Origin of the sequence: Streptomyces adelaidensis, assembly GCF_016598475.1 — a bacterium.
Lineage (GTDB): Bacteria > Actinomycetota > Actinomycetes > Streptomycetales > Streptomycetaceae > Streptomyces > Streptomyces adelaidensis.
The window spans coordinates 68,178-76,233 of the sequence record NZ_JAEMUX010000041.1; the positions used below are offsets into that span (position 1 = coordinate 68,178).

Consider the following 8,056-nt stretch of genomic DNA (forward strand, 5'->3'; position numbering starts at 1 on the left):
CCACCCGCACTCGAACCCGGCACGGACCCGGCACGGACCCGGCACGGACCCGGCACCCCGGTGGAGCCCTACGCCGTCATCGTCCGGGACCACGCGGGCGTGGTCCCGGTGACCCGGCACAGCGCCAGATACAGCGGTATCGGCGGCGTATAAGGAATGGTGCCTTCCGGCCGGAGGATCAGTCCGGGCACCTCCGAACCGTCGGAGACCAACGCCCCGGTGGTGTAGCGGGCCGGTGCCGGCCACTCCAGCGCGTAGTCGGAGTCGGTCGGCACGATCCACCACCAGTGCGCCCGGTCGGCGTAGACACAGCCCACGCGGGGCAGCCGGGGCAGGACCAGCGGTCCGATGCAGGCCGGGACGGCGACGGCGTCGCAGCCCATGGGTGCGGTCATGCCCTCGGGCAGGGGGATGGGCCGGGGCGCCGCGGCGGAACGTTGGGCGCGGCGCAGGCGCGTCAGGGTGTCAAGGCTCACCACACGGGCCACTCTGCCCCCACCGGGGGGCCGAGCGGGACCGATCGACGCGCTCACACCCATTCGGCCCCCGTCCGAGGCTGGACTCGCCCATCGGCACCCGTACGGCGGAGGGCCTCCGCCCCGTCGTCCCGCTCCTCGGGCGGCCGCTTCTTCGCACCCCAGCCCAGGTCGGACCGGGCCGCGATGTCGGCGGCCGCGATGTCGGCGGCCGTGGGTATGGCGGCGGTGGGTATGGCGGCGGTGGGTATGGCGGCGGTGGGTATGGCGGCGGTGGGTATGGCGGCGGTGGGCATCGCGCCTGCGGGCATCGCGCCCGCGGTCATGGCGTCTGCGGTCATGGCGTCTGCGGGCATCGCGCCGACGGCGGGGCCGGCGAGGACCGAACGCGGTACGTCCGCCCACACCAGGAGCCCCAGGCCGGCGGGCTGTGCCCCCCAGGAGCGGCAGAGGGCCTCTATGAGGAGGAGTCCCCTTCCGTGTTCCTCCTCGGGCCGCTGCGGCGAGGGATGCGGCTCGCCCGGAGCGCAGCCCTCGTCCCGTACCGCTATGCGCACCAGATCGTCGCCGTCGTGCAGCTCGCAGACGACATGGGTGCTCGCGGTGTGCACGATCGCGTTGGTCACCAGCTCGGAGACGACCAGGGCGGCCGTGTCGCAGGTGTCCTCGCAGAGGGCCCAGCCGGTCAGCTGGGTACGTGTCACGCGCCGGGCCTGGGCCACGGCACCCGGGTGCGCGGCCAGCTCGAATCGAAACCGGCGCTCAGCAGTTGTTTCGGGGCGCACCCCGGCGGCCGGACCGGGACCGACACGGTCTCCGGCGGCGTCTGTTCCTAACGGCGCGGGGGGCGGAATCACGCTTGCCACTATCGCCGCGCCATGAACACTTGGCAAGTGTCACTCTGAAAATTGCAGAGTGCCGTATGACTCTCTGAACGGTCATGGCACACTGCACGCAACAGCACGCGTAGCGGCGTCAGTTGGAAATCCCTCGCACAACGTTCGTATGTACGCACAGTGTTCGTTTGTGTGCGGAACCGTACAGTCCCGCAAAGCCTCCGAACGGCGCCGCCGGGCTGTCGGGACCGCACGGACAGCGCTTCGGCGCAGGTCGATCAGTCGGTTCAGGGTCAGATGGAGGGACGAGATGAGCGAGCCGCGGTCCGGGCCGACGGTCGGCCAGGTCGTCCTCGGCAGGCGCCTGCTGGATCTGCGCGAGCGCGCGGGCATCAGGCGTGAGGACGCCGCGCGCATCCTGCATGTCGCCGCCGCCACGGTCCGCCGTATGGAGACCGCCGAGGTCGCCCTCAAGATCCCCTACCTCCAGCTCCTGCTGAAGGCGTACGGGGTCGGCGACGAGGAAGCCGAGATCTTCGTCCGGCTCGCCGAGGAGGCCAACAAACCCGGCTGGTGGCAGCGCTTCCACGACATCCTGCCGGGCTGGTTCTCCATGTACGTCAGCCTGGAGGGCGCGGCCTCCCTGATCCGTACCTACGAGCCCCACTTCGTGCCCGGGCTCCTGCAGACCGAGGACTACGCGCGCGGCGTCATGCTGTCGGGCGCCATCGGCCAGACCAGACCTGACGACATCGAGCGCCATGTCGCACTGCGCATGCAGCGGCAGGAACTGCTCACTCGTAAGGGTGCGCCCCGGCTGTGGGTCGTGATGGACGAGACCGCCCTGCGCCGCCCCGTCGGCGCACCGGCGGTCATGCGCGCCCAGCTCGACAGACTGCTGGAGGCCGTGGAGCTGTCCCATGTGACGCTGCAGATCGCCATGTTCGACACGGGACCGCATCCCGGCACGTACGGGCCGTTCGTCCTGTTCCGTTTTGCCATGCCCGAACTGCCGGACATGGTCTACAGCGAGTACCTGACCGGCGCCGTCTACCTGGACGACCGCTCAGAGGTGGCGACCCACCTCGAGGTCATGGACCGCATGGCGGCGCAGGCCGCCACCGCACAACGCACGAAGGAGATCCTCCGGGATCTCCGCAAGGAGCTCTGAAGACACCGAATGGATCGCATCAAGACGCAGTCGCAGTCGCAGTCGCAGTCGCGCACGCACACGCTGTCGCACATACGCGTCTACAACGGCATGCCCGCCCGGGAGCTGGGCAGTGAGGGCTGGCACAAACCCTGGAGCGGTGGCAACGGCGGCAACTGCCTGGAGGCGATGAAGCTCGCCGACGGCCGTATCGCCGTACGGCAGTCCACCGACCCCGACGGACCGGCGCTGATCTACACACCCGACGAGATGAACGCGTTCATCCAGGGCGCGAAGGCGGGGGTGGCGGACTTCCTCCTGTCCTGAGGCATTGTCCTGAGGCTTTGTCTGAGGCCTGAGGCTATGTCTGAGGCTTGTTGTGCACTCCCTGTTGTTCAGCCGATCCCCCTATGTTGGCACTGAGTTGATCACCTACTGGCGCAGAACCTTATGGAGTTCGTCATGAGCGGGCGTTCCCCCGTCGAGATCGACACGAGCAGACCCCATCCCGCGCGGATGTACGACTGGTACCTCGGCGGCAAGGACAACTACCCGGTGGACGAGGCGATGGGCAAGCAGATGCTGGCCCTCGACGCCCGGGTGCCGGTGATGGCGCGGGTCAACCGCGCCTTCATGCACCGGTCCACACGCTGGCTGGCCGAGCACGGCGTACGGCAGTTCCTCGACGTCGGCACCGGCATCCCGACCGAGCCGAACCTGCACCAGATCGCGCAGCGGGCCGCCCCCGACGCGAGTGTCGTCTACTGCGACAACGACCCCATCGTGCTGGCCCACGCGGCGGCCCTGCTGCGCGGTACGCCCGAGGGGCGGACCGAGTACCTGCAGGCCGACGTGCGGGACCCGGACGCCGTCATCGAGGGCGCGAAGCAGGTGCTGGACTTCGGCCGGCCCGTGGCGCTCTCCCTGATCGCGCTGCTGCACTTCGTCTCCGACGAGGACGGTGCGCACGACCTGGTCGGCCGGCTGATGTCCGAGCTGCCCTCCGGCAGTTACCTGGTCGTCAGCCACGCCACCGCCGACTTCACCCCGGAGGAGTCGAAGGCGGCGACGGAGAAGCTCAGGGCGGCGGGCGTCACGCTGGCCCTGCGCTCGCGCGTCGAGTTCACCCGCTTCTTCGACGGCCTCGAACTGGTCGACCCCGGCGTCGAGGTGCCGCAGCTCTGGCACCCCGAACTGGGCGAGCCGGTTCCGGGCCAGGACGACGGGGTCATCCCGGGGTACGGGGCGGTGGCGCGCAAGCCGTAGGGCACCGGCACCGGCGGCGGCCCTGCTGCGCGCTACCGCGCGGTCGCCCGGTCACAGAGGTTCGCGGCGCAGACCAGGAGGCCTGCGCCGCGTCTTCATGCGCCACGCGCCGTACGACTACACGTACGACCAGATGCGGCGCGGCGCGTCCACGAGCCGGCTCACCGCGACCACCGGGAGCGGCGGCTTCGCGGTCGCCCGCTCCCGCTCCAGGGAGAGCCCGTAGTAGATCTGCTCGATCGACGGCGGTCCGACCGAGAGGTTGCGCCAGACCGCGCCGGGCGAGTCCTCCTGCCCGGTCCGTACGAGGTACGCCGCCGCCATCGTGCCCGTACGGCCGACTCCGGCACCGCAGTGCACGAACACCGGCCCGGAGCTGTCGGAGACGGCGTCGAGCAGCCGCTGCACCTGCTCCGGGCTCGGGGTCTGCCCGTCGCGGATCGGCACCCGTACGACGTCGAGGCCCGCCTCGCGCGGCAGGGCGAGCTGGGTGGCGCTCAGGTTCTCGGCGCGCAGGTCGACGACTGTGGTGAAGCCGAGGTCGGCGAGCTCTTGGTAGCCGGTGGGGGAGGGCGCGGCCCCGCGCCACAGCCCGCCGTCCGTGCCGACGGGCTGGAAGTTGTGGATGCCCTGCACCGAGCGGGTTCCCGCGGGCGCCGAAGTCGTCTCACGTGCGACGTACGACACCGCCAGGATGCCGAGCGAGCCCGTGGCCCACAGCGTGAGATAACCGAGCAGCACTCCGACGAGCACGCGCGCGGTTTTGTGGCGCAGGCTGCGGGGGCGGGCGGAATCGGTGGGGAGCGGGCCGGGGCGTACCGGCGGGGACGTGAGGGTGACAGACATGAAGACCCGGGGGTAGGGGGCGGGGGTCTGTCGCATCGTAGCGTGGCAGCGATAAGCCCTATGTCGGATTGTGTGCTACTTCACGGTGTTCGCGTTGATGTGTGAGGGTTCGGATTTCGTCCGCCTCGGTGGGTCCCGTGGGTCCCGTGGGTCCCGGTGGGTCCCGGTGGGTCCCGGTGGGCCCTCGGTGGGTTCAGCTCTCGTCCGCCTCGCCGATGCCCACCACGGTGAGGTGGGCCCGGTCCACGTCGGCGTCCTCCAGGCAGCCGCGCAGCCGGAGGCGGTCGTGGTCGGTGAGGGCGGGCCGGACGACACCGGCGAACAGGCCGTCGCCGAGTTCGCCGAGCGTGGTGCGCCGCAGGGGGACGGACGTGGAGTTCCGGCAGCGTTCCCAGGCCTGGTGCGCGGCCATCGACTGTCGTTCGGCCGTCGAGGTCACACCACGCATGTCGACGCGGACGAGTACGGAGGTGGCCTGGGAGCCGGTCGCCCCTTCCTTCCGGGTCTGGGTGAGGTCGGCGAGTCCGACGACCAGGGAGGTCAGCAGGGCGGCGCCCACGCCCACGGTGATCAGCCGGGTCGCCCGGCCCCGACTGCCGCCGCCGAGCGGACGCGCATCCTCCAGATCGGTGTCCGGCGCCGGATCGGGCGCGGTCAGCACGGAGAGTTGCCCGGCGAGGCGCCGCTCGGCCGTGGGCCGGGCCGTGGCCGACGCGATCCGCTGCACCAGCCAGGCGATCCCGGCGAGCACCACGCCGGTGACCATCAGTACGGGCACGAAGACGTACGTACGGTTCGCCGGGTCCTCCAGCCAGCGGAACCGGTCACCCGGCTCCTGGGCCTGCGTCGTCTGCCTCTGCCTCTGCCTCTGCCTCTGCCTCTGCGTCTGCGTCTGCGTCTGCCGGAGCCGGGCGAGCGCGTCCTCCTGCCGCCGGTCGCTCTCCCGGATCCGCTCCTCGATCCGCGCGAGCCGCCCCAGCAGCACGATCCCGAGCAGCATCATCCCGACGATCAGGAGCAGCACCCCGGAGAGGATGGCCCGCTGCCACTGCCATCGGTAGAGGTAGACGACGAGGTAGGCGCCCGAGCCGACCGCCGCCGCGCCCCCGAAGAGATAGACGAGCTTCCTCATGGCGAGCTCCCCGACCGGGCGTGAGCCGTCGCGATCCGTACGTCGCCGGCGGTGCCGTCGACCGTCAGCCGGGTGCCCGGCGGGAAACGGTCCACCGCGTCGGCCACGCCGACCACCGCGGGAACGCCGAACTCCCGGGCCAGGACGGCGAGATGGGACAAAGGGCTGCCTGTCTGCGCGACCAGTCCCGCGAGCCGGGGCAGCAGCGGGGCGAGCGCCGGGTCGAGCGTGCGGACGACCAGTACGGCCTCCGGCGGCACGCTCCCCTCGCCGTCCCACGCGGTGCCGATGATCCGCCCGCCGGAGACGCCTCGCCCGCCGGGCATGCCCTGGCCGCCGTCGCCGGACTGCTGGGCGCGGGACCGCTGGGCGCGGGACCGCTGGGCGCGGGACCGCCGGGCGCCGGATCGCCATCGCCGGGTCGTGCGCTCGGCGACGACCGCACCGCCGTCCGTGAGCCGGAACAAGTCGGGGAGCGGCGCGGAGGCGGTCCCGGGCAGCCGCTCCTCGAAGTCGTGCGGCAACGCCCCGGCCTCCAGCGCGGTGACGAACTCCTTCCACCGCAGCAGCCCGGCCCGCCGCGCCTCGACCAGCACACCCCGCACAAGCAGTCTGCGGGCCGCCTCCCGCACCAGCCTGACCTGCAATTCCTGCACCCAGCGGATACGCAGCCGCAGGGCTTCGCGGGGCGGCAGGGCGCCGACGGGGGTGGGGGCGGAGGGGGCGTGGTGAGAGGGGGCGGCGGCGCGGGGAGGGGTGGCTGTGCGCCTGCCATGTGCGGCGGTGGCGCTCGCCGACGAGTCGTGCCCTGGCGTTCCCTCGGGGCGGGGCAGCCGCAGGTCGTCCCAGAGGCTGGGGGCTGTCAGGGCGAGGAGTACGGGTGCGGCGGCCACTGCGTGGTGGTCGGAGTCCGGGGCGGGGGAGGGGGAGGGGGTAGCGGCAGGGTCGGGGGCGGGGGCAGCGGCAGTGTCGGGACCGGGACCGGGACCGGGACCGGGGTCGGGGGCAGCGGCAGTGTCGGGGCCGGGGCCGGGGCCGGGGCCGGGGTCCGGCAGGTCCCCGCCCGGGGGCTCCGTCTCCCTGAGCCTCGTCTCCGTGAGCCTGGCGAGGGCCGTGCCCGCGGCCGTGACACGCGGTTCCGGGAGGAGGGCGCCTGCCAGGGCCTCCTGGGCGTGGAGCGAGACCAGGGTGGCGCGCGTCCAGCGGAGGGTGGAGATCAGCTCGGCGGTCGGCAGTTCGGCGGGCGGCGGGGTCTCGGTGAGCCGCCGGTCGACGTCGGCCACCAGGTCCGTCGCCAGACCCGGCAACGTCGATGTCAGCCGCCCCACCCGCCAGGCCGCGCCGAGCCGCCGGGCGCCCGGCGCCGGGTTGAGCCACGCGAGCCGGGGGTGCCCCGGCGGGGCGGCGCCGAGGAGCCGCAGATCCGCCGCGGCCCGGCCGCCGACCGTCGTGACGACCGGCATCGTCCGCAGCTGCCGGTGAGGCGCGGTGCCGCCGATGTCCAGCGCGAAGGCCAGCCCACGGGCCATCGGCGCCACCCACAGGTCCTCCTCCAGCGGCTCCAACTGCCCCGGCAGGGTCTCCGCCACCGGTCCGGGACCCAGCAGCCGGGCGCCCCGCGCAGGCCGGGCCGCCATCGCCGTGATCGGACGGCTCTGGAACAGCCACAGCCGCCCGTCCTCGCCGAAGCCGAACTCGATGTCCTGGGGCCCGCCGAACACCCGGGCGGCCCGGCGCGCGAGCCGGGCCAGACGGCGCAGCTCGGAGGCGGTGAGCAACGGATCGGCGCCGGTCGCCTCCCCGGGCTCCACCGTTGCGGCCGACTCCCTCGTCCCGATCGACTCTGCCGCTGAGGCCGATTCCCTCGTCCCGGTCGGCTCCGCCGTTTCGGCCGGCTCGGTCCGCAACAGCCGCCCCCGCCGGCTCAACCAATAACTGGTCCCCGGCTGTTCACCACTGACCAGCGTGTCGGGCCCGCCCCGTACCGCGCTGACCAGCATCCGGTCCGTCCGGCCCGCGACGGGGTCCGCGCCGAACAGCACGCCTCCGACCCGGGCCCTGAGCATCGGCTGGACGAGCACGGCCATGGGTGCGCCGCCGCCGTCGGTCCGCCGCGCCGAGTCGAGCACGACGCGCACGGCCGCGCGGAACGCCGCCCACCCCCGCACATCGAGCACGGAATCGAACTGTCCCGCCAGAGAGGAGTCCCGCGTGTCCTCCTGCGGCGAGGAGGACCGCACGACGAGGGGGCGCGCACCGTGCCGCGAAAGCTCCTCCCAGGCGCGCGGCAGCGTGGAGCCCTCACCTGCGCCGCCGTACGAGCCGTGCACGCCGTACGAGCCGTGCACGC

Annotated in this window: 8 protein-coding genes; 3 read left to right on the forward strand and 5 right to left on the reverse strand. The window is 72.8% G+C overall.

Annotation, left to right across the window (positions count from 1 at the left end):
- Positions 1–68 precede the first annotated feature (68 nt).
- Together I8N67_RS23355 and I8N67_RS23360 are read right to left on the reverse strand one after the other, a co-directional pair.
- Positions 69–539, reverse strand: a complete 471-nt coding sequence (locus tag I8N67_RS23355; protein ID WP_200305138.1) for a hypothetical protein — start codon at positions 537–539, stop codon at positions 69–71.
- Positions 530–1,180 (reverse strand): ATP-binding protein, encoded by a 651-nt coding sequence (locus I8N67_RS23360; protein ID WP_372443784.1) that lies wholly within the window; start codon positions 1,178–1,180, stop codon positions 530–532. Before I8N67_RS23360 ends, I8N67_RS23355 begins: the two co-directional genes overlap by 10 nt.
- A gap of 442 nt (positions 1,181–1,622) precedes the next feature.
- On the opposite strand from I8N67_RS23360, the gene I8N67_RS23365 reads away from it, so the two are divergent.
- From I8N67_RS23365 to I8N67_RS23375, 3 genes are all read left to right on the forward strand, one after another.
- Positions 1,623–2,483, forward strand: a complete 861-nt coding sequence (locus tag I8N67_RS23365; RefSeq protein WP_200305140.1) for a Sco1979 family transcriptional regulator — start codon at positions 1,623–1,625, stop codon at positions 2,481–2,483.
- A gap of 9 nt (positions 2,484–2,492) precedes the next feature.
- Positions 2,493–2,789, forward strand: coding sequence for a DUF397 domain-containing protein (locus tag I8N67_RS23370; protein ID WP_372443785.1), 297 nt, complete (start codon positions 2,493–2,495; stop codon positions 2,787–2,789).
- A gap of 123 nt (positions 2,790–2,912) precedes the next feature.
- Entirely contained in the window at positions 2,913–3,728 is an 816-nt protein-coding gene (locus tag I8N67_RS23375; RefSeq protein ID WP_200305141.1) for an SAM-dependent methyltransferase, read from the forward strand.
- Between the two features lie 117 nt (positions 3,729–3,845).
- On the opposite strand, the gene I8N67_RS23380 is transcribed toward I8N67_RS23375, so the two are convergent.
- The 3 genes from I8N67_RS23380 to I8N67_RS23390 form a co-directional block, all read right to left on the reverse strand.
- Positions 3,846–4,574 carry a protein-tyrosine phosphatase family protein gene (locus I8N67_RS23380; RefSeq protein ID WP_200305142.1) on the reverse strand — a complete coding sequence of 243 codons (729 nt, stop codon included), beginning with the start codon at positions 4,572–4,574 and terminating at the stop codon, positions 3,846–3,848.
- 193 nt (positions 4,575–4,767) lie between these two features.
- Positions 4,768–5,706 (reverse strand): hypothetical protein, encoded by a 939-nt coding sequence (locus I8N67_RS23385; protein ID WP_200305143.1) that lies wholly within the window; start codon positions 5,704–5,706, stop codon positions 4,768–4,770.
- The gene (locus I8N67_RS23390; protein ID WP_307835333.1) at positions 5,703–8,054 is read right to left on the reverse strand and encodes a PEP/pyruvate-binding domain-containing protein; all 2,352 of its coding nucleotides are present in this window, start codon (positions 8,052–8,054) and stop codon (positions 5,703–5,705) included. Before I8N67_RS23390 ends, I8N67_RS23385 begins: the two co-directional genes overlap by 4 nt.
- Between the last annotated feature and the right edge of the window lie 2 nt (positions 8,055–8,056).